Source organism: Collinsella aerofaciens (assembly GCF_028209885.1).
GTDB classification, from domain to species: Bacteria; Actinomycetota; Coriobacteriia; order Coriobacteriales; family Coriobacteriaceae; genus Collinsella; species Collinsella aerofaciens_BA.
In genome coordinates this window covers 1-26,600 of record NZ_JAQLEM010000025.1, presented here as the reverse complement: position 1 = coordinate 26,600, position 26,600 = coordinate 1, and the positions used below count along the sequence as shown (strand labels likewise).

Below are 26,600 nucleotides of genomic sequence, written 5' to 3'. Positions count from 1 at the left end.
CAGGCAAAGCCTCCTAGATAGACAAAAGAGCCCGTCTATCATAACACTCGGCAGCATCCCAACTGTTATCTGCCGTCATCCTTACCGATTGTTTTTGAGGCAGAATATACCGCCGTTTACCTGCACAAACTATGCTCGCGGTATCGCCGTGCTATGTCGAATGATGAGCCGGCCGGGAATACGAATGGCAACAGTTTTGCCCGCCGTACCCGCCTCGGGAACCGCATGCTCGAATACCTCGCGTCCGCGCTGATGTAGATCGAATCGCACGGTCGTGAGCTCATTATGCGCGACAAAGTCGTCGAGCGAGTCATCGACGCCCACCACGCTTACGTCCTCGGGCACGCGCAAGCCGCTATCGCGCAGCGCTGCAATTGCGCCATTTGCCATCTGATCGTTTGCCGCGTAAATCGCCGTCATGGTGCGGTCGTGTTCGGCCAGATACCTACCGGCCTCGTAACCGCTGTTGGCAGACCAGTCGCCCTCGAGCGGCTCTGCCGGCTCAATGTGTTTACGCTCGAGTGCATCCTGCCAACCGGCACGACGAAATTGTTCGTCAACCGAGAACGACGGGCCGCCAATATAGCGAATTTGCTCGTGCCCCAGCTCAAACAGGTGATCCATAAGCAATAGCGAGCAGCCGTAATGGTCGGAATCGACCGTGGTCACCCGCGGATGCGCGTACATGGTAACGATGACCGTACCAATGCCCGGCAGTGGATCAAACGTCTCAAAATCAGGCGCCATGCGACTCATGCCGATAATGATGCCGTCCACGGGCAATGCGGCCATACGACGCGTGGCCTCGGCAAGCGAAAACTCCTCGGTCTTGGACATCTCGACCAGCGTGATGGCGCAATTATGCTCGCGAGCAGCGCTGGCGATGCCGTCGATCATTGAGAGGTTGCCGAACTTGGTGACATCGTTGACGCACAGGCCGACCGAATGGTAACGGCCGTCGCGCAGCGAGCGACCGGCATAACTCGGACGAAAGCCGAGCTCTTGCATGGCGGCCTGCACGCGCTGGCGCGTCTGCTCGTTCACGTTGGGCAAGCCGTTGGCGACGCGCGAAACCGTCTGCTGCGAAACGCCAGCAGCGCGGGCGACGTCGGCCATGGAGACCGGACGCGTGCCTGTATCGTTGGACGGGCGCCTTGCCACAAAATCACCTTCGCTCTTGCGAGATCTGAATAGCGTGAATGTCGGCCCGGGCAGAAACACGTCCCGCGCCGAGGCCCGCTATCGTCGGACGCATGTTAACGTACTCTACTTTTTCTATCTGCATCTCTTCTGCTTTATAAGTCCATACGGCACTACCGTTCACGGCCGAATATCGACCGATTACCAGATTCTCAAAAAGTGACAAGCGATGTGTTATGAGTACGTTAACATAGCCCGTAACGTGCGGTGTCGAGAACACTTGGTTCATGCCGCTTCAAGTTGTTAACGTACTCATAACGACGCAAAACTCATCCGTGCGCGCCAAGGAAAGGACTCCCATGACCACCCCCGACGAAAAGACACTCGCCACGCTCACCAAGCTGTTTGAGGAGGAGTTTGGCCCCATCGGCGACCGCCAGGTGCTCTACGTGCACGCGCCCGGCCGTTCCGAAATCAGTGGCAACCACACCGACCACGAGGGTGGCCACGTTATCGCCGGCTCGCTCGATGTCGCCGTCGACGGCATTGCCGTGGCGACCGACACCAACAAGGTCCGCGTTGCCGATGAGGGCTACCCCACCTTTGAGATCACGCTCGACACGCTGGATATTCAAGCGTCCGAGAAGGGCACGTCCGCAAGTCTCGTCCGCGGCATGGCCCACGAAATCGCTGCTCTGGGCGTTGAGCCCCACGGCTTCGACTTCGCCTTCACCTGCTCCGTCCCCTCGGGCGGCGGCCTTTCCAGCTCTGCCGCCGTCGAGGCCGCGTACGGTCGTGCCATGGAAACCCTCTGGGGCGCACCCGCCATCGAGCCCGTCGTGCTCGCCCAGATGAGCCAGCGCACCGAGAACAACTATTACGGCAAGCCCTGCGGTCTGATGGACCAGGCCGCCGTGTGCCTGGGCGGCCTTGCCTACATGGACTTTGAGGACCAGGCTCAGCCTAAAACCCAGAAGCTCGAGCTCAACTTTGAGGATCACGGCTATGCGCTCGTGCTCGTTAAGGTCGGTGCCGATCACGTGGCCGCTACCGACGACTACGCCGCCGTTCCGCGCGAGATGCAGGACGTCGCCGCCGAGTTTGGCAAGGCACGCCTGTGCGAGGTCGACGCTGCCGACTTTGACGCCAAACTCCCCGAGCTGCGCGCCAAGCTGGGCGACCGCGCCTGCCTGCGCGCCGTTCACTACTGGTACGAGAACGGCTTGGTCGACAAGCGCTGGGCGGCCCTGAACGCCGGCGACATCGACCAGTTCCTGGTCCTGACGCGCGAGTCCGGCGCCAGCTCTGCCATGTACCTGCAGAATGTCGTTGCCAAGCTGGGCTCCGAGCAGCCTTCCATGTATGCCCTGGCGCTGGCCGAGCACGTGCTCGACGGCCGCGGCGCCGTCCGTATCCACGGTGGCGGCTTTGGTGGCACCATCCAGGCCTTCGTGCCGCTCGACCTGGTCGACACCTTCATTACCAAGATGAACGGCTGGCTGGGCGAGGGCTCTGCCCGTCACTACGCCATCTCTGACAAGGGAGCTTACGCGGCATGGCTGTAATGACTGATGTGCGCGAGGCCGCGCAGGGCCTCATCGAATATGCCATCCACCGATCGATGATCGGACAGGACGACCGCATCTGGGCATACAACACTATTTTGGAGTGCATCGGCGCCACGAGCCCGGCACTCGACATGACCTGGGCACTCCAGGTCGAGAAACTCTCGCTCGTTCACCCCGATACCCTGCCCGACTTTGACCTGGAGGGCACGCTTGCCGCGCTTTCCGAGGATGCCGTTGCCAACGGCGCCGCCGAGGACACGGCGTCGGGCCGCGACCGCATCGCCATGCGCATTATGGGTGTGCTCATGCCGAGACCTTCGGTTGTAAACGAGGAGTTCAACGGCCGTATGGGCGTCAACGAGCCCCGCGCCGCAACCGACTGGTTCTACGGCCTGTGCTGCGACGCCGGCTACGTGCGCCGCGCCGCCATCGCGCGCAACATCAAATGGAGCACCCCCACCAACTGGGGCGACCTCGAGATCACCATCAACCTGTCGAAGCCTGAGAAGGACCCGCGCGATATTGCCGCGGCCGGTGCCGCCAAAAACACGGGCGAGAAGTACCCCGCCTGTCAGCTGTGCATCGAAAACGAGGGCTATCCCGGACGCTCCGCTGCAGCCGACGGCGGCGCTCACCCCGCCCGCCAGAATCTGCGCGTTATCCCCATTGAGCTCGACGGCGAGCGCTGGGGCTTCCAGTACAGCCCGTACGCGTACTTTAACGAGCACTGCATTGCCATGAGCTCCAAGCATCGCCCGATGCACGTCGACCGCAAGGGCCTGACCTGTCTGCTCGACTTTGTGGACCTGTTCCCGCACTACTTTATTGGCTCTAACGCCGACCTGCCCATCGTGGGCGGCTCGATTCTGTCGCACGACCACTTCCAGGGCGGCGCGCACGAGTTCCCCATGATGCATGCCGCCGAGGTCTCGCAGTTTAGTGTGCCCGGCTTTGACCAGGTCAGCGGCACCGTGTTGCAGTGGCCGCTTTCGGTGCTGCGACTGCGCTCGCACGACCGCGCCCAGTTGCTCGACGCCGCCGAGAAGGTTATCCTCGCCTGGCGCGAGTGGACCGATGAGTCAGTTGGCGTCATCGCGCACACAGCCGACGGCGTGGCGCATAACACTGTGACGCCCGTCATCCGCTGCGTCGACTCCCGCGGCAATGCCGGCGGCGAGATCTACGAGGCCTACCTGGCGCTTCGCTGCAATATCACAACCGACGAGCATCCGCTGGGCGTATTCCACCCGCATGCCGAGTACCACCACATCAAGAAAGAGAACATCGGCCTGATCGAGGTCATGGGCCTGGCCATTTTGCCGCCGCGCTTGGTTCCCGAGCTCGGGGCTGTCCGCGAGCACCTGCTGGCAGCCAAGGCCGATGCCAGCTACGACCTTGCCGGCGCTCTCGAGGGCGACGACCTTTGCCGCAGCCACGCCGCATGGGCCGAGGACGTCTTTGCTCGCCGCGCCGACGAGCTTACGGCCGACAACGCCATCGACATCCTGCACGAGGAGGTCGGCGTGGTGTTTGGCCACGTGCTCGACAACGCCGGCGTCTTTAAGTGGGACGAGGCGGGACGTGCCGCCCAGCAGCGCTTTATCAACTCGCTGTAACGATCCCTTGGGGACGGAGGAAACGGATCATTTCGTCTTCAAGACAACGGCGCCCGCCGGCAACATCGCCGACGGGCGCCGTTTTTAAGTGTTCGGTGTCGCGACTCCTAGAGTTCAGTCACGACAACGTTGTTGTAGATCTCGTCCCAGCGGTCCATGACCAGGTGGCCGGTCTTGGGATCCATGGCGTTGAGTTTGCCGCAGGTATTGGCGGTCTTGAGCACCGTGACGTCGTCGGCGCCAGCAGCAATGGCATGTGCAAAGCCGGCGATGGTCGAGTCACCGGAACCCGTCGCGTTCACAGCCGCAATCGCAGGCGTCTTGGCGCGGAACGCGCGGCCCTCATGGAAGCCCACCGAACCGGCAGCGCCCATCGAAACGACAACCCAGGGAATACCGGCAAAACGGTCATCGGCGGCAAGCGCCTCGCGCAGGGCATCGACATCATCGGTCGTAAAGGACGTACCCAGCAGGCCGTTAATCTCGGTCAGGTTGGGCTTTACGAGCTCAGGCTTGGCATCGGACTCCAGCGCGGCCTCCAGCGATGCACCCGAGGTGTCGAGCAGCACCTTGGCGCCCGCCTCCTCGGCGATCTTGACGAGCTCGGCATAGTAGCCGGCATCGACCCCGCGCGGCAGCGAGCCCGAAAGCGTCACAACGTCCGCCTTCGCTGCAAGCTCGGCAAACTTGGCCGTAAAGGCCTCGAGCTCGGCCGGGGCGATCTGCGGGCCGCTCTCCAAAAGCTCGGTCTGATTACCCTCGTGCAGAATATTCAGGCAAATGCGCGTCTCACCGGCGATGGGCACAAAGTCGTTCCTGACGCCGTCGGCATCCATAAGCTCGGCCATATAGGCACCCATGTGGCCGCCGAGCAGACCGGTCGCGAGCACATCGTCGCCCAACTGCAGCAGTACACGGCTCACGTTGAGGCCCTTACCGCCAGCAGTCTTTTCGGGCGTCACGCGGTTCACGTCGTCGATGATCAACTTGTCGAGCTGATAGCGCGTATCAATCGACGGGTTCATGGTAACGGTCAGAATCATATTGAACTCCTGTTTCCGGGGCACGGCACGCGCGGCCCCAAACATACGATAGCTCGTTAAAGGATCTCGATCTCAAAGCCGCGGGTAACGGTCTCCCCCGGCTTGGCCACCAGGCAGCCGCGCTTGTGCTCCAGAATATCGTCCTCGTCGGAGCAGGTGGACAGGCCGCCCCACGGTTCCACGGCCACAAAGTCACCCTCGGGCTTGCTCCACACAATCAGGTACGGCATATCGGGAAACGTCAGGCGCACGCCCTTGTCCTCGGTTTTCTTGGTCAACGTAACCACGCGGCTCTCGAGCACGTCAAAGATGGTCTCCGCGAAGTCGAAGAGTTCGTGGGTCAGCGGCAGGTCATGGCCAACCATCGGGTTCTTGCTGCGATGCTCAACATCAATCAGGCCCGTCGAGGGAACGGCAGTACAGAGCTCGGTGGCCTCACGCTGCTCAAAACGAAGCTCGTAGTCGTCATAGGACTCGCCCTCGTCGAGCGGGCACTTAAAGCCGGGGTGGCCGCCCACAAAAAACGGCATGTCCTCGGTGCCCTCATTGGTCACCTCGTACGACACGGCCACCTTCTCCGCATCGATCGTGTAACGAGCAACGATCTTAAACGGATACGGGTACTGCTCGAGCAACTCGGCATGGTCGGCGGAGCTTAGGCTCAGCGCGACCATGTTGTCGCCCTGCTCCTCGAGCTTCCAGTCCTGTTTGCGAGCAAAGCCGTGACGGGCAAGCTTGACCTCGCGGCCGCCCATGGTCATTGCGCGACCGTCACGAAGGCCGCCGCAGATCGGGAAACAAATGGGTGCCTGGCCCGACCAGACCGCCGGGTCACCCTGCCACAGGTACTCACGGCCGTTGGCCGCAATAGAAGTGAACGACCCGCCCGCCGTGCTCAGTGCTACGCGGATAGAACCGTTATCAAGAACAAACTCCATAGGAGCCTTCCCTTTCTTACGACAGCCCGCCAAGTCAATAGGGCTGATAGAAAACCGGCCCGCGCCCCCTCACAGAAACGCGAGCCGTCAATTGAAAAGCTGCAAATCGCCAAGTACAGCCAAGAGCGAAGCACTCAAGCCAAGCAAGCAAACGTGTTATCGGAGCAGCTTACCGAACCAGAAAGCTTCGCAACAACAGCGGTAACCCCACAGGTTCCCCCAACGTCAGCGAGAAGTCAGCTGGCGAGGCAAGGTGCCGTGAAGCGAGGCGGCATTGACCTTCTGGTCATGCCGCCGAAGCTGAACGGCAGATTGCCCGCCAGATGGCTTCGCAGCGTCGGCCGGTCCGGCGTTCGGTAGAACGCCGGAACCCCTTAGTCGTGGTACTCGCCGCGGTCCCACTTCTCGAGGAACTCGTCAAAGAAGTGCGGGTCGGCCTGAGCCTCGGCGTCGGCCTTGTTGCAGGCATCGATCTTGGCGATCAGGGCATCGTGCTCGGGAGTCTTCTCGTAGGGCTCCTCCAGGAAGGCAAGCATGATATCGGCCATCAGGAACTCGCCGGTGATCTTGCCGCCAAAGCCCACGATGTTGGCGTTGAGCTCGCGACGGGCATACAGGGCAGAGGTCATGTCGCGAACCAGGGCGCAGCGGGCGCCGGGAACCTTGTTGACGGCGTTGGTGATGCCGATGCCGGTGCCGCACAGGGCCACGCCAAAGTCGGCCTTGCCGCTGGCAACAGCCTCGCCCACGGCCTTACCGTAGATGGGATAGTGCGTACGGGTGTGGCTGTAGGTGCCGCAGTCGAGCACCTTGTAGCCAGCCTGCTCCAGGCGGTCGGCCAGATAGATCTTCTCGTCCGTAACGATATGGTCGCAACCGATTGCGATGGTCTTCTTCATCAGAACGTCCTTTCGTCTGAATTCACAAGTTGAGGTAGAAGTTCGAGTTCTCGGTGGCTCTCGTTAGGCCATCTTGTTGAGCATGTCGACACGGATCTGGTGACGGCCGCCGGCGTACTGGGCGCGCAGGAACTCGCGGGCGATCTTCTTGGCGACCTCGGTGCCCACAACGCCCGGGCCCATGGTGACCATGCGCGAGCCGTTGTGCTCGCGGGTCATGTAGGCGGAACGCTCGTCGGAAATGTTGGCGACGACCATGCCCTTGATCTTGACGGCGGCCATATAGGAGCCGACGCCGTACTTATCGAATGCGAAGCCCTGGGAATCCTTGTGCTCCAGCAGGTCCTTGGCAACGGCGGTCGCGGAATCGACAAAGTCCGCGGCAGGGGTCTCGGAATAGTCGACGACCTCGTGACCGTCGGCGATGAGCATCTCCTTGATGGACTCCTTCATCGACATACCGTCGGCATCGGAAGCGATTACAACCCTCATGACATCCTCCTTGAGAGATACGCAGGTGCGTAGTTTCTGTTTGGAAGTGTTGAATCGCGTTCAGGTCCGGGCATCTGAATGTGCGGTTCTTCACTGTTCGTGTTTATTTGAACACATTCGAACATCAACTGCAAGAATTATTTGTTTATCTTTGTTCTTTTTTGAACAAATACCGTTCACAGATGATTGTTGACCGTTTGGACTCAGGAAAGCTCGACTTGCCACGCATTCAACAAACAAAAAGGGCGACCGAGAACGTGTCTCGGCCGCCCTTCGGCGGTATTCCCCGGTATATACAGCTGTTTTAGCTACTCGGACTGCCCGCCCTTTTTGGCATGCTTGGACGGAGCACTCAGAAAGCGGCCCGTCAAATAGTTCGCCGGGCCGGAAATATCAATCCCCAGCAGCACGTGACCCAGCCACAGAAACGCAACGAGCACCAGCAGCGGGATAACGCACGAGGTCACGATCATCACGATGACGCCTTCAATCAAATCGGTCACCTGCTGCACGATCTCGTCGGTCATCTGCTTGGCACCACTGGTTACCGACGTGACCAGGCTCGAGGCACCGTCGGCAAGCTGCTCAAGCACGTTCTTGGACTCTGTGGACTCGGTCTTTTTCTTGCTTGCTTTGGAGCTATCGCTATTTGCCGTACCCGCAGCGTCGGCCGCCTTTTGCTCCGCCGCTTCGATGCTCACCCGATACGTTTCGTCGACCTTTTGCGACACCCATACGCTTGCAGGCACCAACGCCATGCCGATCATGGCGACCACCAGCACGCGAGTCGCCACGCGGCGCAGGACGGCGCTCGTGCTCCAGCGTCCGTGAATACCAAGCGACGCTGCAAAGAGCACCAGCGCAAACGGAATCAGGATACCCAGACCAACCGACCACAAAATGGTTAGCAGGTATTTCTCGAGGTAGAGCACAGCAAGTACGATGCCCAAGTTTCCCGAAAGCTGCGCGAGCTGCTCGGCAACCGGTGTTCCCGTATCACCCGGCAGCGCGGTAATGCCCGCAGACAGCGCCACGCACGAGGTCGTGAGCGCCAGTACGTTACCTTTCTTTTGATCGATGACCTCGATGGTGGAGTCCCATGTTTTGGTATCGGCAAAATGCGGACGAGCCACAAAGCCCGACAGCAGCGCCAGTACCACGAGCGCAACGATAAAGCCAATCTGAAGCTTTTTGTTTGCGCACACGACATCGGACAGGCTGGGCTGCAGCTCGGTTACCGTCGTGTGCTCGGTTATCTGGACAGGACGCCCATGAGCCATCTCGTGCGCGTCTCTTTTTTGTATTGACCCGTTATCCGGCATTTGGATACCTCCTCAGTCCGGGGCTTAATGCGAAAGGAAGTATACCCACCGAGCAAAAATCGAACGGGAGGACGAACGAAGCGCACCAAGACTGTCCCCAATGACTATCTCCGGATGAGTTGCGGTGGAATAGGGATTGTTTTGCGCCCGCCGGCCCCTATTCAGTCCCCATTTCACCGCAACTTGGAGGAGGACAGAAAAAGCCCTGCCGCGGGTAGCGGCAGAGCTTTTGGAAGGGGACTTGGTTGTGAGGGCTCGTTAGGCGAGCTTGGCCTCGAGCTCGGCGATGCGCTTGTAGGCATCGATGGTAAAGCGGGTCTGCTTCTCCAGAATCATAGTGGTCATGAGAGTGTCCTGAGCGTGAGCCATGATGAAGGTCATCTCCATCTCGCCGCCGCCGGCCTCCTGCGAAAGCAGTTTGGTCTGCGTGTCGTGGGCACCGATGAGCGCATCGCTGGCATCCTTGTGCAGCTGTTCGGCCTTCTCAAAGTCACCCTCGCGAGCAGCATCGAGCGCTGCAAGCAGATCGGTCTGGGCGTCACCTGCGTATGCGACGATCTCGAATCCAACCATCGAGATTTCTTCTTTGGTTGCCATATTGCGTTCCTTTCACATATGAACCAATGGAGAGCATCGCGTCCGGGCATACGCGCTGCGTTGTGTATGACAGAAACAATAACATTCAAACAAAAAAGAACAGCTCAAAACGTAATTTCAAACTATGAACGGTCACTTTTCGCCCGTGAACGGTTTTTAAACCAATCTGAACAATATCGAACACAATTAGCGGCAACCCAAACAGGGCCGCACCTAACGCAAATCGCGCACCGTATCGCCCTCTACGAGCACACCGGGGATCAGCATGTGCTCCACGCCAGACGCACCCCCATCAGCGCCGGCAATCTTGTCGACCGCCCACATGCCGACGCGCTTGTTGTCAAAGCGCACCGTGGTCAGGCGACAATCGGGCACGATATCGCCCAGACTATCGTCAACACCCACCACGCTCACGTCCTGGGGCACGCGCTTTCCGCGCGACTCGAGCCCGCGAATGCAGCCGTAGGCCATGGCATCGTTGGAGGCATAAATGGCCGTACAGGTCGGATCATCCGCAAGCACCTGGCCGGCAGCATATCCGCTCTGCGCCGTCCAGTCGCCGCGCACGAGCTGCGGTGGCTCAATGCCATGCGCACGCAATGTCTCGCGCCAGCCTTCCTCGCGCCGCATGCCCGAAAGCGAGCGCTCGGGGCACGAGATAAAGTGCACGGTCTTGTGCCCCTGCTCCAGCAAGTACTCGACCACCTGGCGCGAGCAATCGAACTGGTCGTTATCGACCGTCGAGCACAGCGGGTGCTCCAACATCGTAACGAGCACCGTCTGCATGCCGGGCAGCGGTTCAAAGGTTCCAAAGTCCGCCGGCATGCGGTTCATGATCACAACCATACCGTCCACCGGCAGTGCACTCATACGCGACGATGTGCTCTCGAGGGTATACGGATGCCCATCTACTTTAGTGAGGGTGATGGCGTAGCCGTGTTTGTCGGCGGCGGCGGCAAAGCCCTCCATACGGTCGAGGTTGCCGGTGCCGGTAATGTTGAACATAGCGACGCCGACGGTCTTAAACTTACCGCGGCGCAGCGATCGACCGGCAAAATTGGGGCGATACCCCAGCTCGCGCATGGCGGCACGCACGCGCTCCTTGGTCTCGGGGCGCACGCTGGGCGAATCGTGCACCGTGCGCGAGACTGTCTGCTCCGAGACGCCCGCGAGACGCGCCACATCCTTAACGGAAACCGATTTTTTAACAGCGGCCATAGGTCGATCTTTCTATGTCGACGATGCCATTGGTGGCACCCTACGCAGTCATTTTTAACGCCTTCAAGTATATCCAACGCCTCCCCCACCATACGCTCACCACCCAAAACCTACCGTTCACCGACATTTTTGCTTCCCCAAACGGCTTTTGGCACCCAAATGTTAACGTTGCCATTGCGCAAACACAGAGCCACCGGGCGGCTCAAACGTTTACGTATAAGGAATCGACGGTTCGCAGGCACAGGAACCACCGGTTCGCGTCTTTTTTTGTGTCGCAAAATGGCAACGTCAACATTTTGGCAACCGAACGCCAAAAGCTACCATCGTTGCTAACCCACCGACTCTTAGGAGCATTGCATGGAGCAACTCATCGCCATCATCGAAAAGGGCCAGCCCTTTTTCAACGCGATCGCCCGCAACAAGTACCTCAAGGCGATCCGCGACGGCTTTTTCTCCGTCATCCCCATCATCATCTTCTCGTCCATCTTCTGCCTGGTAGCCTCGGTTCCCAACATCTGGGGTTTCTACTGGCCCGATGACATCAACAACGCCCTGTGGAAGTGCTACAACTACTCCATGGGCATCCTGGCCATCGCCTGCGCCGCCACCACGGCCAAGCACTTCGCCGACGCTCAGAACCGCGATCTGCCCAAGAACAACCAGATCAACTTCATCTCATGCATGTGCGCGGCCATCATCGGCTTCTTGCTCCTTTCGAGCGACACCATCGCCACGGACGCCGCCAGCGGCTTCAACACCACCTACCTTGGTTCCAAGGGCCTGCTGACCGCCTTCATCGCTGCGTTTGTGACCGGCATCATCTACAAGTTCTTCATTAAGCGCAACATCACCGTCAAGATGCCCGAGCAGGTTCCGCCCAACATCTCGCAGACCTTCAAGGACATCATCCCCTTCTCCGTCTGCATCACCGTCTTTTGGGTCTTTGACATCGTCTTCCGCGCTGCTTTTGGCTTCTGCTTTGCCCAAGGCGTCATCCAGGTGTTCCAGCCCCTGTTCACCGCTGCCGATGGCTACATCGGCCTCGCTGTGATCTACGGCGCCATGAGCCTGTTCTGGTTCGTGGGCGTCCACGGCCCCTCAATCGTCGAGCCCGCCATCGCCGCCGCCCTCGTTGCCAACATGACCGACAACCTGGCTGCGTTCCAGGCTGGTCAGCACGCTTCTGCTGTCCTGACCCAGGGTGCCCAGTACTTCGTCGTCTGCATGGGCGGCACCGGCGCCACGCTCGTCCTGGTCTTTATGTTCTGCTTCCTGGCCAAGTCTCAGGAGATGCGCGCCGTCGGTAAGGCCGCCATCGTCCCCGTCTGCTTTGCCGTCAACGAGCCGCTGCTGTTCGCCGCGCCCATCGTGCTCAACCCCGTCTTCTTTGTCCCGTTTGTCTTTGCCCCGATCGCCAACATCTGGATCCTCAAGATCTTTATCGACTTCTTGGGCATGAACGGCTTTATGTACACCCTGCCTTGGACCGTCCCCGGCCCCATCGGCACCATCATGGGCCTGGGCTTCCAGCCGCTCGCCTTTGTGATGCTCGCCATCATCCTGGTCGTCGACTTTGCCCTGTACTATCCGTTCTTCCGTGCCTATGACGCCCAGAAGTGCGCCGAGGAGGCCGAGATCTCCCAGGAGGAGCTCGACGCCAAGAACGCCGAGAAGGCCGCCAAGCTCAACGATGCCTTCCAGGGCAAGGCTGACGCCAAGAGCGTTGCCGCCGGCGCTGCTGCCGAGGCCGTGAAGTCCGACGCCCCCGCCGCTGCCACCACAGAAGCTACAGCCGCCAGCGACCTCAACGGCAAGCGCGTGCTCGTGCTCTGCCAGGGCGGCGGAACCTCGGGCCTGCTCGCCAACGCACTGGCCAAGGCTGCCAAGGAGCGCGGCATCGATCTTGAAACCGCTGCCGAGGCCTATGGCAACCATGTCGACATGCTCCCCGACTTTGACCTGGTCGTCCTGGCCCCGCAGGCCGCCAGCTACCTGGCCGACCTGCAAAAGGACTGCGAGCGCGTGGGCAACAAGTGCGTCGCCTGCCGTGGCAAGCAGTACATCGAGCTCTCCCAGAACGGCGATAAGTCTCTCGCCTTCGTGAGTGAGCAACTTTCGAAGTAAGTAACGCCCAGGGCCAGCCGACCATCCAAGACCGGCTGGCCCTTCGATTTAGACGATTGGATCATCATGTCCGTTAATCCTGCTAGCGTCACCAACCCGCCCGCGCAGTTTCCCGAGGACTTTGTCTTTGGCGGCGCCACCGCTGCCTACCAGGTAGAGGGCGAGACCCGCACTCACGGTAAGGGCAAGGTTGCCTGGGACGACTTTCTGGAGGCCCAGGGGCGCTTCTCCCCCGATCCCGCTTCGGACTTCTACAACCAGTACCCCGTCGACCTGGAGCTGTGCGAGGAGTTCGGCATCAACGGCATTCGCCTCTCCATCGCCTGGAGCCGCATCTTCCCCAACGGCACCGGCGAAATCAACCCCGAGGGCGTCCAGTTCTACCACGATCTCTTCGCCGAGTGCCACAAGCACCACGTTGAGCCGTTCGTCACGCTGCATCACTTTGACACGCCGCTTCCCCTCTTTGAGAAGGGCGACTTCCTCAACCGCGAGACCATCGACGCCTTTGTGGACTTTGCCACCTTCTGCTTTAAGGAGTACGCCGACCAGGTGACCTACTGGTTCACCTTTAACGAGATCTGGGCCGACGCCTCCAACACCTACATCGAGGGCACCTTCCCCGGTGGCGTCAAGGCGCATCTGGCCGAGGCCTTCCAGTGCGAGCACAACATGATGCTCGCCCACGCCAAGGCCGTGCTGGCCTTCCACAACGGCGGCTTTAAGGGCAAAATCGGCGTCATCCAGTCGCTGGAGTTTAAGTACCCGCTCAACGAGAACGACCCCGCCGACATCAAAGCCGCCAACAACGAGCACGTGCTGCAAAACCAGCTCTTGCTCGACGCCACCTTCCGCGGCGACTATGCGCCCGACACCCTCGAGTGCGCCAACCGCCTGGCTGCCGTCTCGGGCGGCACCATCGAGATCCTAGACGAGGATCTGGAAATCATGCGCGAGGCCGCGCTCTACAACGACTACCTGGGCGTTAACAACTACCAGTGCCGCTTCTTGAAGGCTTACGACGGCGAGAACGACCTGCACCACAACGGTACGGGCGAGAAGGGCACTGGCCGCTGGCGCGTTAAGGGTATTGGCGAGCATGTGAACAAGCCTGGCATCCCCACCACCGACTGGGACTGGATCATCTATCCCGAGGGCCTGTTCGATCTGCTCGTCTACATTAAGCAGCGCTACCCCAACTACAAGCAGATTTTCATCACCGAGAACGGCATGGGCTACAAGGACCCCTACAAGGACGGTTTTGTGGACGACCAGCCGCGCATCGACTACATCGAGCAGCACCTGCGTTGGCTGCTCAAGGCCATGGAGGTGGGCGTCAACGTGGGCGGCTACTTCCTGTGGAGCCTGCAGGATCAGTTCTCCTGGACCAATGGCTACAACAAGCGTTACGGCTTCTTTTACGTTGACTTTGAAACCCAGAAGCGCACGCCCAAGGCAAGCGCCTACTGGTACAAGCACGTGGCGCAGACCCGTCGTCTGGACTAGTGGCTGGCGGGGTTGCCCGCTCACACAACCTGTCCCCATTTCTCAGCCGGGGGCGGCACGTCACACGGCGCGCCGCCCCCGGTCTTTTTGTTTTTGGGCTGGTCGGGAGCCGTTTGTCTCGATCTGTAACATCTAGCCGAGTTTTTTGGTCCTAGCTGTTACAGATTGAGACGAACAGGATTGCTCTTTCCGAAGAATCTAAATCTGTAACACGTAGCCCGCTTTTGACCGTCTACCTGTTACAAATCGAGACAAACGGAGTAGGACCTAACCCCGTATGTCCCTAACAGTCGAGCGTTCGACCAGCGTGCTCGGCACATGAATCGCCTCGATAGACGAGCTCTCTCCAATCGCCGCCTCAAACGCAAGCTTACCGACACCGCGCAAATCAAATCGCAGCGTCGTCAGCCGATTGTGAGGAACAAGTCCCTCGAGTGCGTCGTCGATACCAACCACGCTCACGTCGTCGGGCACGGACAGGCCCGCGTTCTCGAGCGCGGCGATAACGCCCAGCGCCATCTGGTCATTTGCCGCAAGCACGGCAGTCGGCGCCTGCGACCCGCCGGCAAGCACCTCGGCCGCAATCCGCTCGCCCATGGCGTACCCACTGTCCGCACTCCAATCGCCACGCAGCATCGGAGCGGCATCGACATGAGCACGACCCAGCGTATCGCGCCAACCGGCCTCACGAAAACGTGAGGAAATCGAGTTTTCCGGACCCGCCACAAACCGCATATTCGAGTGACCATGTTCCAGCAGATAATTGGTCAACAGCTCGCACGAACCATACTGGTCGGAGTCGATCGTCGTGCAGCGCGGATGCGCATACATGGACAGGATGACCGTTCGCACTCCCGGCTGGGGAACAAACTCCTCAAAATCGGGAGCCATGCGGTTCATGTTGAGAATCATACCGTCGACGGGTCGCTCGACCATGCGGCGCGAGGCATCGGCAAGTGCATAGGGCTTGTCGCCGCCCATCTCGATCATAGTGACGGCAAAATCGTGCTCGCGCGCCGCTTGCATGATACCCTCGAGCGTCGCCAGGTTACCGACACGTGTGATGTTGTACATGCACAGGCCAATAGAACGATACGACCCGCCGCGCAACGCCGCTCCAGCAAAATTGGGACGAAAGCCCAGCTCTTCCATGGCGGCCAGCACACGCTTGCGCGTCTTTTCCGTCACGTTGGGCATACCGTTGACCACGCGAGACACAGTCTGGCGGCTCACGCCAGCGAGCGCCGCAACCTCTGCCGCGCTCGCCGAACGACCATTCCTTGTCTGCTGATCCATGCCTTCCACGCTAACCTGCTTCCCAACTATTCCCCGCGCCCATGGCGCATCGTACATACATTGATAACGTGCTCATGATACCCGAGCCATATACCACAACATGAAAACTTCTGTCAATCAAAACCGCTTACCGAACAAATACAACCGTTCGCGGCTGTTTGAAGTTGTTTTGTTTCTATACATCCCAGCCGGATGTTAACGTGCTCATTGTCAAATGTTCACGTGCTCATTTTGGTTCTAATCATTTTAAGATAGTGTTTATCGGGCTTTTTCACCGCTGAACGCTAACCAGGGAGCCTCCTGAGCGCAAACGCACAATATCGAACAGCGAGACGAGAGGGTGTATGCATATGTCTTTGCTAAACCGCGTACAGCAGCTGCCGAAGGGCTTTGTTTGGGGCGCCGCAACCGCCGCGTACCAAACGGAAGGTTCCACGAAGGTGGCAGGCAAGGGTAAGACCATGTGGGACGATTACCTTGTCGCCCAGGGTCGCTTTTTGCCCGACCCGGCCAGTGATTTCTACAACCGCTACGAGGAGGATATCCGCCTTTCTGCCGAGCATGGACTCAACGCCATTCGTGTGTCCATCGCCTGGACCCGCATCTTCCCCAACGGCGACGATGCCGAACCCCTCTCCGAGGGCGTTAAGCACTACCACGAGCTGTTCGCCTGCTGCAAAAAGTATGGCGTCGAGCCCTATGTGTCCCTGCATCACTTTGACTCCCCCGCCGCCCTGTTCAACCAGGGTGACTGGCTCAACCGCAAGACCGTCGACGCCTATGTGCGCTATGCCGAGTTCTGCTTCCGCGAGTTCCGCGAGGTCAAAAATTGGTTCACCATCAACGAGCTCATCAGCCTCTCGCACTCCCAATACATCCAAGGCAACTTCCCGCCCAACCATCACTTTGATGTGACGAGCGGCATCCAGAGCCAGCACAACGAGCTCGTTGCCCACGCCCGCGCCGTCAACCTGTATAAGGATCTTGACGAGACCGAGCACCTGGGCGGACGCATTGGCATGGTCAACGTCCTGACGCCGGCATATCCTGCCACCGACTCGCCCGCCGACCAGCACGCCGCCGACCTGTACAACGCCTTCTACACCGACTTCATCATGGACGGCGCCTTCCTGGGTCACTACTCCGCGCGCACCCTCTCACTCATCAACGAGATTCTGCGTTCCAACAACGCCACACTTACGGTTGAGGACAGCGACATGGAGGAGCTCGCCAAGGCGGCGCCCCGCAACGATATGTTCGGCCTCAACTACTATCAGTCGGCGTTTATCGCCGCCTACGATGGCGAGTCCACCAACAGCTTTAACGGCACCGGAGACAAGGGCACCTCGTGCTTTAAGTTTAAGGGCGTCGGGCAGCAGGTCGATATGCCGGGTATCCCCACCACCGACTGGGATTGGCTCATCTACCCGCAAGGCCTCTACGACACGCTCAAGCACATCAGCGCCACCTATCCCAACCTCCCCGTCATCTATATCACCGAAAACGGCCTGGGCCACAAGGACCCCGAGCCCGACGCAAACGGCATCGTCGCCGATCCCGAGCGCATCGACTTTGTCGACCAGCACATGGAGAAGGTGCTCCAGGCGCGCGCCGAGGGCGTCGACGTCCAGGGCTACTTTATCTGGAGCCTGCAGGACCAGTTCTCGTGGGCCAATGGCTATAACAAGCGCTACGGCCTGTTCTACATCGACTTCGACACGCAAAAACGCTACATCAAGCAGTCGGCACTCTGGTACAAGGAGCTCGCCGACACTATGGCGGACGCGCAGTAGCGCATCGCCTCGCTTTCCCCCGAGAAGGGAGCGGCCCTATGCGATACAAACCCAGCCGCTCCCCTCTCTCCCCCTGGGACCGACCCCGCCTGCACCCGGGCTTTTAGCAAGCGGGAGACCATATAGGTTTTCAACGTCCATGCCATTAAGATTTCATGCAAAGAGGAGCGTGAACTATGGAATCGATCGTTAAGTTCTTGGAGAAAGGTCAGCCGTACTTCGACAAGGTCTCTAAGAACATCTACCTTCAGGCCATTAAAGACGGCTTTTTGGCAGCAATGCCCATCATCCTGTCTTCTTCTGTCTTCCTGCTTATTTCGACCCTGCCGGGCGTTGTCGCCACGGTCGGCGGCTTTACGCTGCCCGACTGGTGGAACGTCGACGTCGTGAACTTCTGCAACAAGGTTTACAACTTCACGATGGGCGTCGTGGGCATCATGGTCGCCGGCACCACCGCAAGCGCGCTGACCGGCTCCAAGAACCGCCGCATGCCTGCCGGCAAGGCCATCAACGCCACGAGCACCATGGTCGCCGCCATGTGCGCTATGCTCATCTTGGCCGTTACCCAGACGAGTGCCAAGATCGACGGCGCCGATGTCTCGGTGTTCTTTACCGACAACATGGGCACCAAGGGCCTGCTGAGCTCCTTTGTCGCCGCATTTGCCACGGTCAACATCTATGCCTTCTGCATTAAGCGAGACATCACCATCAAGCTGCCCAAAGAAGTCCCCGGCGCCATCGCCCAGAACTTCCGCGACATCTTCGCCTTCAGCTTCTCCATCCTGTTTGTCGCCGTCATCGACGTTATCTGCCGCACCTGCTTGGCCGTCCCGTTTGCCAACGTCATCTCCACGCTGGTGAGCCCGCTGTTCGCCGCTGCCGATTCCTACGCCGGCCTCGCCCTCATCTGGTTCATGATCCCGCTGTTCTGGTTCATGGGCATCCACGGCCCCTCGGTCGTTAAGCCTGCCCTCAACGCCGCGCTGTTTGGCAACATCACCACCAACCTCGCCACGCTGCAGGCCGGCGGTCACCCCGCCCTCGCCCTGACCGAAAACTTCGGTAACTACATCGGCGAACTCGGCGGCACCGGCGCCACGTTCATTGTCCCGATCATCTTCCTGCTCTTTATGCGCTCCAAGCAGCTCAAGGCCGTCGGCAAAGCCTCTGTCGTGCCCGTGATGTTCGCCGTCAACGAGCCGCTGCTGTTCGCCGCGCCCATCATCCTCAACCCGTACTTCCTGATCCCGTTCCTGTTTGCCCCCGTGGCCAACGTCCTCATTGGTAAGTTCTTCATCGACTTTTTGGGCATGAACGGCTTTATCTATGCCATGCCGTGGGCACTCCCCGGACCGATCGGCACCTTCATCGACACCAACTTCCAGCCGATCTCTCTGGTCCTGGTTGTCGTCCTGCTGGTCGTTGACTTCTTGATCTACTACCCGTTCTGCAAGGCCTACGACAACGTCCTGTGCAAGCAGGAGGCCGAGACCCTGGCCGAAGAAGAGGCCGAGGAGACCAAGGCCGTCAAGACCGCTGCCGCCCCCGCCGTTGAGGCTCCTGTTGTCGAGACCGCTTCTGCCACCGAGGCCTCCGCAGCTCCGTCCGCCCTTAAGGGCAAGGATCTGAGGGTTCTGGTTCTGTGCGCTGGCGCCGGCACCTCTGCACTGCTCGCCAACGCGCTTAAGGAAGGCGCTGACGAGCTGGGCATCGACATTACCGCCAACGCCGGTGCCTACGGCAGCCACTACGCCATCATGGACCAGTACAACGTCATCGTCCTGGCTCCGCAGGTTCGCACCTATTACAACGAGATGAAGGCCGACACCGACCGCCTGGGCATCACGCTGCTGTCGCCCAAGGGCAAACAGTACATCGACCTCACTAAGGATCCCAAGGGTGCCGTCGCCTGGATCGAGGAAAACCTCGAGGCATAAGACGCTGACGCCACCTGCCGCTCGCAGAAAAAAAATGGCCCGTGCATCGATGCGTGATGCGCGGGCCATTTTGTTTAGACCGCACCCGTCCTCCTGTTCATCTTAATCTGTAACATCTAGCCGAGTTTTTGGGTCCCAGCTGTTACAGATCGAGGTGAACGCACAGGCCAAGCCAAAAATCTCAATCTGTAACATGTAGACCGCTTTTGACCGCTTAGATGTTACAGATCGAGACAAACAGATGGGTCAATCCAATCAATCTAGATCTGTAACACCTGGCTGGTCATTTCACTCCTAACTGTTACAGATCGAGACAAACGGAATAAGCCGGGCCGAATTGTCTAAATCTGTAACAACTAGCTGAGATTTTCGGCTCTACCTGTTACAGATTGAGATGAACGAGCCGAGCACGTCTACGCCCGCAGGTCTTTCACGCTGGAACGCTCGACCAACACGCCCGAGACGAGCGTACGGCTTCTGGAGCTCGGAGCTTCCAGACCCGCGACGACCTCGTTGAGCGCACGGACGCCCAGCTCGCGGTGGCGAAACTTCACCGACGTCAGAATCGAGTTGGGAATCGTCTTATAGAGCTCATCGTCGAAGCCGATCACGGACACATCATTGGGCACACTGAGCCCTTTGTCACGTAGAGCCATCATCACGCCGTTTGCCATGCAGTCGTTAGCAGCGAGGACCGCCGTGCAATCGGGCTTATCGGCAAGCACAAGGCCCGCGGCATAGCCACTATCCGCATTCCAATCGCCTTGCAGAGGCTCGGGCGGCTCAATGCCACGCGCCTCGAGTGCCGCACGCCAACCTTTCATACGGCACTGGCTCGACAACGACTCTTTCTTACCAGAGACGAAGTACACGTTTTTATGCCCGTGGTTCAAGAAGTACTCGCACGCCATGCGCGCGCCGCCCTCTTGGTCGTCACTGACGGTGGAGCAGGTAGGATGTTCCATCGGTGTGATAATCACCGTCTTGAGGTCCTTCGGTGCCTCAAAGGTATCAAAGTCATCGACCATCTGACGCAGGTTGAAGATCATGCCATCAACAGGCAGCTGCGACATCCTACGCGCCGCTTCGGCAAGGGTCATCTTCTCCCCCGCCCGCTTCTTAATCATCGTGAGCGCAAAGCCGCGTTCTTCGGCGGCATCGGCGATACCGTCAATCATGTCCACGGCGCCGCCCGACAAGTGGAACATCACCACGCCGATGCACCCGTAACGGCCCAACTTGAGCGAACGCGCGGCAAAGTTGGTTCGAAACCCGAGCGCCTCCATAGCCGAATGGACCTTATCGCGTGTCGACTCTCGCACGCTATTGGGCTCGTTGATCACACGCGAAACCGTCTTGAGAGAAACGCCCGCGGCAACTGCCACATCATTCATTGAGACATTTTTCTTGTCCATCGTTGCCACTGCTTCTCCACTCGGTTCTCTATCGCTTGTTTTTTGCGTTCTAGCATACACTACCTGCCTGACTGATAAATCAACCGTTTACCGGACAATATCGACCGCTCACCCGTGAATCCTTGTTGCTCTTCCAAAAATGTCTTACGTTGTCATTAACGAAATGACAACGTTGTCATTTCGCAATGCCTTCCTTAAGCAGGAAGGTTTCCGGGCAGTCCTGACCATCCATCGACGACCAGTTCCATCCACATGCATCGCGCATCAAGTAGCAAAGGAGCTCTATGGACGCCATCGTAAAGATGCTCGAAAAGCATCAGCCGTTCTTTGAGAAGATCTCGAGGAACATCTACCTCCAGGCTATTAAGGACGGATTCCTTGGGTGCATGCCCATCGTCCTCACCTCTTCGATCTTTCTGCTCATTGCCACCCTTCCTGGCGTAGTTGGCATCACGCTGCCCCAGCCGCTCATCGACTGGTGCAACAAGCTGTACAACTTCACCATGGGCGTCATGGGCATCATGGTCGCCGGCACCACTGCCAAGAACTTTACGGCTTCCATGAACCGTCGCATGCCCGCCGGCAAGGTGCTCAACGACGGTTCCACCATGGTGGCCGCCCAGTGCAGCATGCTGCTGCTCGCAGTCACGCAGTTCACCACCAAGTTCAACGGCTCCGAGCTTTCGGTCTTCGATTGCACCAGCATGGGTACGCGTGGTCTGTTCTCGGCCTATATCGCCGCGTTCATTACCGTTTGGGTCTATAAGTTCTGCGTCTCGCGCGATCTGACCATTAAGCTGCCCAAGGAGGTCCCGGGCGCCATCGCTCAGAACTTCCGTGACATCATCCCCTTTGGCGGCGCCGTCATCATCTGCGGCATCATCGATGTCGTCGTGCGCAACCTCATGGGCGTTCCGTTCTCCGAGCTGCTCATCAAGCTGCTCTCCCCGCTCTTTACCGCTGCAGAAACCTATCCTGGCCTTATCCTTATCCAGGCAGCCACCGCGTTCTTCTGGTTCATCGGCGTCCACGGTCCTTCGATCGTCCAGCCGGGCATCGACCCCATCCGTCTTGCCAACCAGGCCGAGAACCTGCAGGTTCTGCTGGCCGGTGGTCACCCCGCCCATTCCCTCACCTTTAACATGTCGCTCGTGGGTGAGTTCGGCGGCACCGGCGCCACGTTCATCGTGCCGCTTCTGCTGATTCTCTTTATGAAGTCCAAGCAGCTCAAAGCCGTCGGTAAGGCCTCGATTGTTCCTGTTGCCTTCGCCGTCAACGAACCGCTGCTCTTTGGCGCGCCGATGATCCTTAACCCCTACATGCTCATCCCTTTTGTTGCCGCCGGCTGCGTCAATGTGAGTGTTGCCAAGTTCTTTATCGATAACGTGGGCATGAACGGCTTCTCCTTCGTGGTGCCTTGGGCTACTCCTGCCCCCATCGGCATCTTCATCACCACAAACTTCCAGCTTATCGCCCTGGTGTTTGTCGCAATCATCATCTTGCTGGTCGCCATCATCTACCTGCCGTTCTTAAAGGCATACGATAAGTTGCTCTGTGACCAGGAGGCCGAGCGCGCCGCCGAGCTGGGTCTCGAGTCCGATGGTGCTGCCACCATCGCCGCCAGCACCTCTGCGCCCGTCATCGAGCCGACCGCCGCTGCCGCCGACAGCGAGCCTGCCGCCGACAGCAAGCCTGTCGCCGATCAGCCCGAGCCCGCAGCCAACGCATCCGCTAAGAAGGATGTCGACGGTCTGAAGGTCCTCGTCCTGTGCGCCGGCGCCGGCACCTCTGCCATGCTTGCCAACGCCATCAAGGAAGGTGCTGCGCAGACCGGAGAGAACATCGCTTCCTCCGCAGGCGCCTATGGCCAGCACACTGCCATCATGGATCAGTACGACGTCATCGTGCTCGCCCCGCAGGTTCGTAGCTACTACAACGACATGAAGGCCGACACCGATCGTCTGGGCATTAAGCTGCTCGCTCCCCGCGGTAAGGAATATATCGACCTTACCCGCGACCCCGCTGGCGCCATCAAGTGGCTCCGCGAGAACCTCGACTAGTTCCTCCCTCTGTTGGTGCCCGGATCCCCAGTTCGGGCGCCTCTCCCTATTCGTATCCCACAGAAAGGATGACTCATGACCAACCCCATGCAGTTCCCCGACGGCTTTGTGTTTGGCGGCGCCACCGCTGCTTACCAGGTTGAGGGCGAGACCCGTACGCACGGCAAGGGCAAAGTGCCCTGGGACGATTTCCTGGCTGCTCAGGGTCGCTTCTCCCCCGACCCCGCAAGCGATTTCTACAACAAGTACCCGGTCGATATCGACCTGTGCCAGCGCTTCGGCATCAACGGTATCCGTGTCTCCATCGCTTGGAGCCGCATCTTCCCCAATGGCACCGGCGAGATTAACCCCGAGGGCGTCGCTTTCTATCACGAGCTTTTCGCCACCTGCAACAAAGCTGGCGTTATCCCCTATGTCACGCTCGATCACTTCGATACGCCCGAGGTCTTCTACCAGAACGGCGGCGAGGGTTTCCTAACGCGCACGACGATCGACGCCTTTGTCGAGTATGCCAAGTTCTGCTTTGCCGAGTTCACCGAGGTCAAGCACTGGTTTACCTTTAACGAGATTCCCGCGACCGCCGAGGGCAGCTTTATCGTCGGCAACTGGCCGCACGGCGAGAAGTATCGCCTGGACAAGGCTTTCCAGCTCATGCACAACATGATGGTGGCCCACGCCAAGGCCGTCGTCGCCTTCCATGAGGGCGGCTTTGAGGGCGAGATCGGCATTGTCCAGAACCTGGAGCCCAAGTATCCCCTCGATCCCAACAGCGCTGCCGACTGCGAGGCAGCTCGCATGGCCGATGTCATCAACAACCGCTGGGTACTCGACGCCACCTTCCGCGGCCACTATGCAGCTGATACCTTGGAGGCTGCGACCAAGCTGGCCCATATCGCCGGCGGCGAGCTCGACGTCCGCGACGAGGACATCGCCGCGCTGACCGCCGCGCTCCCTTACAACGATTGCCTGGGCGTCAACACCTACAAGTGCCAGTTCCTGCGTGCCGCCGAGGGCGAAAACGACATCAACCACAATGGCACCGGCGACAAGGGCTCCTCGCGCTGGTTCCTCAAGGGCGTGGGCGAGTCATGCGTGCGCGAAGGCGTACCCACCACCGATTGGGACTGGATCATCTATCCCGAGGGCCTCTACGACCTGCTGCTGCGCATTAAGAACGATTACCCCAACTACAAGAAGATCTACATCACCGAGAACGGCATGGGCTATAAGGACGACTTCGAGGACGGCTTTATCGACGACGCCCCTCGCATCGACTACATGCGTCAGCATCTCGCATGGATCCTCAAGGCAATCGACGGCGGCGTAAACGTCGACGGTTACTTTGTGTGGTCGCTACAGGACCAGTTCTCCTGGACCAACGGCTATAACAAGCGCTATGGCCTGTTCTACATCGACTTTGAGACCCAGAAGCGCTACCCCAAGGCGAGCGCGTACTGGTACAAGAACGTCTCGGAGACCGGCCTGCTCATGGCCTAGTTTCCGCCGTATACCCCCTGTCGGCCGCATGCGAATCCCTCCACGGGTTCGTATGCGGCCTTTTTGTTTTTGGTGGGCCCGAGCAGGCCGTTTATCTCGATCTGTAACATCTAGCAGGGATTTTCAATCCTAACTGTTATAGATTTAGACGAACGGGCGACCAGGGCTGAATGATCTCAATCTGTAACACGTAGCCCGCTTTTAACCGTCTAACTGTTACAGATCGAGACAATAAGATAGTCAAATCCGAACTTTCCAAGCAGTTATAAAGCATGGTTTCTAGTTTTCGGTATCACGAACATACTTTCGGTATCATTTAATGATATTATGATATCGAAAGTATGTTCGTGATACCGAAAGGAGCCGCATGCGCCAGTTCGATTACACCACAGTCCCAGCGGAACTCGAAGCAACTCCAATCACCAACCTCCTCCTCTCGATACGCGAGCATAAAGGCCGTCAGCTTGCTCTGAGTCAAGTCAAACCCGAGCTTCTATCGTCCCTAATGGAGGAGGCTAAGATCCAAAGCACCCGGTCCTCCAACGGACTTGAAGGAATTGTTACCACCCAAAAAAGACTCAAAGCGATCATGGCGTATTCCGCCAAGCCAAGCTCCCGCGCAGAGGAAGAAATTGCTGGATACCGAGATGTGCTGTCGCTTATTCACGAGCAACACGATTCCATTCCCGTAACGCCATCGGTCATTCTGCAGTTGCATCGTGACCTCATGGCGCACACGGCAATCTCGTATGGAGGCCATTGGAAAGATAGCGATAACGAAATCGTCTCCATTGACGATCAAGGAAATCGATTTGTGCGCTTTAGGCCCCCTTCGGCCCTAGCAACCCCGGGACTTATTAAAGAAGCCTGCCAGTCCCTCAACGATGCTTTATCTCGCCAAGTTTGCGATCCCCTCCTTATATCGCTCCGCTTTATCTTCGATTTTGTTAGCATTCATCCCTTCAACGATGGCAATGGCAGGATGAGCCGGCTCCTTACAACGCTGCTGCTCGAAAAGACTGGATACGACGTTGCGCGTTACATCAGCATCGAACGACTTATTGAAGACAACAAAGCGCTTTACTACAACGCTCTCGCTGCAAGCTCCACTGGATGGAATGAAAATCAAAACACCGAAGTACCCTTTATCCGTTTCATGCTCGGAACAACCCTGGCCGCCTACCGACAGCTCGAGCAGCGTACCTTAATTGAATCAAGCACTCGTCCCATGTCGAAGCAAGCGCGCATCGCCGTTCTATTTCAACAGAGACCCGGCGTCATTAAGAAATCCGACATCCGATCCAACTGCCCCGATATCAGCGAGGTCACCGTTAAACGAACCCTCGGTCAGCTTGTTAGTTGCAGCGCAATCGAAAAAACAGGAGCGGGTCGTTCGACAGGCTACATACTCAAAGACGTCCATGCTCTAGAACTATTCTTGCAATCCACAATACCCGATAGCGAGGCCGCAATAACAAAAGAGGCTCCAAAGGATAAGCTCCTTGAACGTATAAACCACGCCGAGGATGAAAGCAAAGAGGGGCTCTATGAAGACTATGATTCATTCTCAAGGGACATAAAGACGAAATACGGAGTCTAGTCATATCTCAGAATAGCCTCATCCTTGTTGCTCAAAGTTATTTGCGCGTCATTGTAAAGCGGTACCCCCGCGCCGGCAGGGGGGCAGATGTATCGCCTGCCGATCCTGCTGGAGTCGGCAATCAGATAGCGCGTATCGACCTTGCTAAAGGCGAGCTGCTGGATGCGGCCCTCGTCCATGTTGGACGTGGACACGTCGCCGTCCAGAATACCGTTGGCGCCGATAAACGCCGCATCGATGCCCAGCGCGCGCAGGGTATCCTCGGCCGTGGGCCCCACAAAGGCGGCGGTGCGGCGGCGGTACATGCCGCCCACCAGGCACAGCTCGCAATCCTCGCGCGCCTCGAGCAGGCTAAAGGCCGAAAGCGAATTGGTCACATAGATGGAAGACAGTTTGTCGGTGACTCGGAGAACGCCAATGCGATCTCACGACGGTTGCGCTCATTGTCTCAATTAGATACTCAATCAGAACCACCCTTAAAAAGGGTGGTTTGCTCTTAGGGTATAACCCACGGGCCCCGGGCTCGCGTCTAAAGGCGC

At 58.8% G+C, this 26,600-nt stretch carries 20 protein-coding genes; 9 read left to right on the top strand and 11 right to left on the bottom strand.

Going from position 1 to position 26,600, the window contains the following annotated elements; genetic code table 11:
* Nucleotides 1-129: 129 nt before the first annotated feature.
* Nucleotides 130-1,116, bottom strand: coding sequence for a LacI family DNA-binding transcriptional regulator (locus PMX21_RS07235; protein ID WP_271758916.1), 987 nt, complete (start codon nt 1,114-1,116; stop codon nt 130-132).
* Nucleotides 1,117-1,499: 383 nt separating this feature from the next.
* Here PMX21_RS07235 and PMX21_RS07230 point away from each other — a divergent pair, with 383 nt between their 5' ends.
* Nucleotides 1,500-2,705 carry a galactokinase gene (locus PMX21_RS07230; protein WP_271758909.1) on the top strand — a complete coding sequence of 402 codons (1,206 nt, stop codon included), beginning with the start codon at nt 1,500-1,502 and terminating at the stop codon, nt 2,703-2,705.
* Nucleotides 2,696-4,324, top strand: a complete 1,629-nt coding sequence (locus PMX21_RS07225; protein ID WP_271758908.1) for a UDP-glucose--hexose-1-phosphate uridylyltransferase — start codon at nt 2,696-2,698, stop codon at nt 4,322-4,324. The genes PMX21_RS07230 and PMX21_RS07225 overlap by 10 nt, the downstream gene beginning before the upstream one ends.
* A gap of 107 nt (nt 4,325-4,431) precedes the next feature.
* Here PMX21_RS07225 and PMX21_RS07220 read toward each other — a convergent pair whose 3' ends face one another.
* The 7 genes from PMX21_RS07220 to PMX21_RS07190 form a co-directional block, all read right to left on the bottom strand.
* A complete protein-coding gene (locus tag PMX21_RS07220) occupies nt 4,432-5,367 on the bottom strand; it encodes a hexose kinase (protein ID WP_271758906.1) in 936 nt (311 codons plus the stop codon).
* Between the two features lie 56 nt (nt 5,368-5,423).
* Entirely contained in the window at nt 5,424-6,305 is an 882-nt protein-coding gene (locus PMX21_RS07215) for an aldose 1-epimerase family protein (protein WP_271758904.1), read from the bottom strand.
* 374 nt (nt 6,306-6,679) lie between these two features.
* Nucleotides 6,680-7,204 carry a galactose-6-phosphate isomerase subunit LacB gene (lacB, locus tag PMX21_RS07210; protein WP_006234831.1) on the bottom strand — a complete coding sequence of 175 codons (525 nt, stop codon included), beginning with the start codon at nt 7,202-7,204 and terminating at the stop codon, nt 6,680-6,682.
* A gap of 63 nt (nt 7,205-7,267) precedes the next feature.
* Nucleotides 7,268-7,696 carry a galactose-6-phosphate isomerase subunit LacA gene (lacA, locus tag PMX21_RS07205; protein ID WP_006234830.1) on the bottom strand — a complete coding sequence of 143 codons (429 nt, stop codon included), beginning with the start codon at nt 7,694-7,696 and terminating at the stop codon, nt 7,268-7,270.
* A gap of 308 nt (nt 7,697-8,004) precedes the next feature.
* A complete protein-coding gene (locus PMX21_RS07200) occupies nt 8,005-8,976 on the bottom strand; it encodes a hypothetical protein (RefSeq protein WP_271758902.1) in 972 nt (323 codons plus the stop codon).
* Nucleotides 8,977-9,276: 300 nt separating this feature from the next.
* The gene (locus PMX21_RS07195) at nt 9,277-9,615 is read right to left on the bottom strand and encodes a PTS lactose/cellobiose transporter subunit IIA (RefSeq protein WP_006234827.1); all 339 of its coding nucleotides are present in this window, start codon (nt 9,613-9,615) and stop codon (nt 9,277-9,279) included.
* Between the two features lie 213 nt (nt 9,616-9,828).
* Complete coding sequence (locus PMX21_RS07190; protein WP_271758901.1) at nt 9,829-10,833, bottom strand: LacI family DNA-binding transcriptional regulator; 1,005 nt, start codon at nt 10,831-10,833, stop codon at nt 9,829-9,831.
* A 357-nt stretch (nt 10,834-11,190) separates the two neighbouring features.
* Between PMX21_RS07190 and PMX21_RS07185 the strand changes: the two genes are divergently transcribed.
* Both PMX21_RS07185 and lacG (PMX21_RS07180) read left to right on the top strand, forming a co-directional pair.
* Entirely contained in the window at nt 11,191-12,957 is a 1,767-nt protein-coding gene (locus PMX21_RS07185) for a lactose/cellobiose PTS transporter subunit IIB (protein WP_271758898.1), read from the top strand.
* Between the two features lie 66 nt (nt 12,958-13,023).
* Nucleotides 13,024-14,463: a 6-phospho-beta-galactosidase gene (lacG, locus tag PMX21_RS07180; RefSeq protein ID WP_271758896.1), complete on the top strand. Its 1,440-nt coding sequence runs from the start codon at nt 13,024-13,026 to the stop codon at nt 14,461-14,463.
* Nucleotides 14,464-14,730: 267 nt separating this feature from the next.
* Here the strand turns inward: lacG (PMX21_RS07180) and PMX21_RS07175 are convergent, their stop codons facing one another.
* Nucleotides 14,731-15,759 carry a LacI family DNA-binding transcriptional regulator gene (locus PMX21_RS07175; protein ID WP_040358938.1) on the bottom strand — a complete coding sequence of 343 codons (1,029 nt, stop codon included), beginning with the start codon at nt 15,757-15,759 and terminating at the stop codon, nt 14,731-14,733.
* Nucleotides 15,760-16,109: 350 nt separating this feature from the next.
* On the opposite strand from PMX21_RS07175, the gene lacG (PMX21_RS07170) reads away from it, so the two are divergent.
* Entirely contained in the window at nt 16,110-17,552 is a 1,443-nt protein-coding gene (gene lacG / locus PMX21_RS07170) for a 6-phospho-beta-galactosidase (RefSeq protein ID WP_334204079.1), read from the top strand.
* Between the two features lie 176 nt (nt 17,553-17,728).
* Nucleotides 17,729-19,489, top strand: coding sequence for a PTS lactose transporter subunit IIBC (locus PMX21_RS07165; RefSeq protein WP_022094682.1), 1,761 nt, complete (start codon nt 17,729-17,731; stop codon nt 19,487-19,489).
* A 413-nt stretch (nt 19,490-19,902) separates the two neighbouring features.
* On the opposite strand, the gene PMX21_RS07160 is transcribed toward PMX21_RS07165, so the two are convergent.
* Nucleotides 19,903-20,904 carry a LacI family DNA-binding transcriptional regulator gene (locus PMX21_RS07160; protein ID WP_271758892.1) on the bottom strand — a complete coding sequence of 334 codons (1,002 nt, stop codon included), beginning with the start codon at nt 20,902-20,904 and terminating at the stop codon, nt 19,903-19,905.
* A gap of 284 nt (nt 20,905-21,188) precedes the next feature.
* On the opposite strand from PMX21_RS07160, the gene PMX21_RS07155 reads away from it, so the two are divergent.
* The 3 genes from PMX21_RS07155 to PMX21_RS07145 all read left to right on the top strand — a co-directional run bounded on the left by PMX21_RS07155 (nt 21,189) and on the right by PMX21_RS07145 (nt 26,061).
* The gene (locus tag PMX21_RS07155; RefSeq protein ID WP_271758890.1) at nt 21,189-22,964 is read left to right on the top strand and encodes a PTS lactose transporter subunit IIBC; all 1,776 of its coding nucleotides are present in this window, start codon (nt 21,189-21,191) and stop codon (nt 22,962-22,964) included.
* A gap of 75 nt (nt 22,965-23,039) precedes the next feature.
* Nucleotides 23,040-24,461: a 6-phospho-beta-galactosidase gene (lacG, locus tag PMX21_RS07150; protein WP_271758888.1), complete on the top strand. Its 1,422-nt coding sequence runs from the start codon at nt 23,040-23,042 to the stop codon at nt 24,459-24,461.
* Nucleotides 24,462-24,828: 367 nt separating this feature from the next.
* Nucleotides 24,829-26,061: a Fic family protein gene (locus PMX21_RS07145; protein ID WP_006234817.1), complete on the top strand. Its 1,233-nt coding sequence runs from the start codon at nt 24,829-24,831 to the stop codon at nt 26,059-26,061.
* Here the strand turns inward: PMX21_RS07145 and PMX21_RS07140 are convergent.
* On the bottom strand, nt 26,058-26,438 hold the full coding sequence (locus PMX21_RS07140; RefSeq protein WP_271739747.1) for a sugar phosphate isomerase family: 381 nt from the start codon (nt 26,436-26,438) through the stop codon (nt 26,058-26,060). The two genes, PMX21_RS07145 and PMX21_RS07140, sit on opposite strands and share 4 nt — an antisense overlap.
* Nucleotides 26,439-26,600: the final 162 nt, after the last annotated feature.

What these genes read in the sequence shown, in the direction of transcription:
- PMX21_RS07220 (WP_271758906.1), bottom strand. Translation starts at nt 5,367, where the DNA reads ATGATTCTGACCGTTACCATGAACCCGTCGATTGATACGCGCTATCAG.
- PMX21_RS07195 (WP_006234827.1), bottom strand. Translation starts at nt 9,615, where the DNA reads ATGGCAACCAAAGAAGAAATCTCGATGGTTGGATTCGAGATCGTCGCA.
- PMX21_RS07175 (WP_040358938.1), bottom strand. Translation starts at nt 15,759, where the DNA reads ATGGATCAGCAGACAAGGAATGGTCGTTCGGCGAGCGCGGCAGAGGTT.
- PMX21_RS07160 (WP_271758892.1), bottom strand. Translation starts at nt 20,904, where the DNA reads ATGGACAAGAAAAATGTCTCAATGAATGATGTGGCAGTTGCCGCGGGC.
- PMX21_RS07145 (WP_006234817.1), top strand. Translation starts at nt 24,829, where the DNA reads ATGCGCCAGTTCGATTACACCACAGTCCCAGCGGAACTCGAAGCAACT.
- lacG (WP_271758888.1), top strand. Translation starts at nt 23,040, where the DNA reads ATGACCAACCCCATGCAGTTCCCCGACGGCTTTGTGTTTGGCGGCGCC.
- PMX21_RS07230 (WP_271758909.1), top strand. Translation starts at nt 1,500, where the DNA reads ATGACCACCCCCGACGAAAAGACACTCGCCACGCTCACCAAGCTGTTT.
- PMX21_RS07235 (WP_271758916.1), bottom strand. Translation starts at nt 1,116, where the DNA reads ATGGCCGACGTCGCCCGCGCTGCTGGCGTTTCGCAGCAGACGGTTTCG.
- PMX21_RS07190 (WP_271758901.1), bottom strand. Translation starts at nt 10,833, where the DNA reads ATGGCCGCTGTTAAAAAATCGGTTTCCGTTAAGGATGTGGCGCGTCTC.
- PMX21_RS07200 (WP_271758902.1), bottom strand. Translation starts at nt 8,976, where the DNA reads ATGGCTCATGGGCGTCCTGTCCAGATAACCGAGCACACGACGGTAACC.
- PMX21_RS07215 (WP_271758904.1), bottom strand. Translation starts at nt 6,305, where the DNA reads ATGGAGTTTGTTCTTGATAACGGTTCTATCCGCGTAGCACTGAGCACG.
- PMX21_RS07165 (WP_022094682.1), top strand. Translation starts at nt 17,729, where the DNA reads ATGGAATCGATCGTTAAGTTCTTGGAGAAAGGTCAGCCGTACTTCGAC.
- PMX21_RS07225 (WP_271758908.1), top strand. Translation starts at nt 2,696, where the DNA reads ATGGCTGTAATGACTGATGTGCGCGAGGCCGCGCAGGGCCTCATCGAA.
- PMX21_RS07155 (WP_271758890.1), top strand. Translation starts at nt 21,189, where the DNA reads ATGGACGCCATCGTAAAGATGCTCGAAAAGCATCAGCCGTTCTTTGAG.
- PMX21_RS07185 (WP_271758898.1), top strand. Translation starts at nt 11,191, where the DNA reads ATGGAGCAACTCATCGCCATCATCGAAAAGGGCCAGCCCTTTTTCAAC.
- lacG (WP_334204079.1), top strand. Translation starts at nt 16,110, where the DNA reads ATGTCTTTGCTAAACCGCGTACAGCAGCTGCCGAAGGGCTTTGTTTGG.
- lacG (WP_271758896.1), top strand. Translation starts at nt 13,024, where the DNA reads ATGTCCGTTAATCCTGCTAGCGTCACCAACCCGCCCGCGCAGTTTCCC.
- lacA (WP_006234830.1), bottom strand. Translation starts at nt 7,696, where the DNA reads ATGAGGGTTGTAATCGCTTCCGATGCCGACGGTATGTCGATGAAGGAG.
- lacB (WP_006234831.1), bottom strand. Translation starts at nt 7,204, where the DNA reads ATGAAGAAGACCATCGCAATCGGTTGCGACCATATCGTTACGGACGAG.